This is a genomic window from Nonomuraea sp. NPDC048916 (assembly GCF_040649575.1).
Taxonomy (GTDB): Bacteria; Actinomycetota; Actinomycetes; order Streptosporangiales; family Streptosporangiaceae; genus Nonomuraea.
The window spans coordinates 1-357 of sequence record NZ_JBEZFS010000318.1; the positions used below are offsets into that span (position 1 = coordinate 1).

A 357-nucleotide genomic window follows, 5' to 3' on the forward strand; every position below is an offset into this window, starting at 1 on the left:
CTGATCGAGGCGGTGCGGGCCGCGGCGGCGGGCAACGCGTATCTCTCACCCGCGGCCACTCGGCATGTGGCGGACGCGCTCTCCGCCACCGGGGCCACCACGCGCGGGGAGGCCGCGCGGCGTCGGCTCGACGGGCTCACCACCCGGGAGCGTGAGGTGCTGGCGCTGCTCGGGGAGGGGCTCTCCAACGCGGACGCGGGGCGGCGGCTGCATATGAGCGAGGCCACGGTGAAGACGTACGTCAGCCGCATCCTCGCCAAGCTCGACTGCGACAACCGGGTCCAGGCCGCTCTCCTCGCTCGCGACGCAGGGCTCCAGCCGGGGGGACTTCAGCCGGGCGGGCACTGACCGGACGGA

1 protein-coding gene is annotated in these 357 nt (G+C 74.8%); it reads left to right on the forward strand.

Translation table 11 applies throughout. The features are described from left to right. Positions 1-348, forward strand: a 348-nt coding sequence (locus AB0C16_RS41035; protein ID WP_357691638.1) for a response regulator transcription factor, incomplete at its 5' end; no start/stop codon positions are given. Between the last annotated feature and the right edge of the window lie 9 nt (positions 349-357).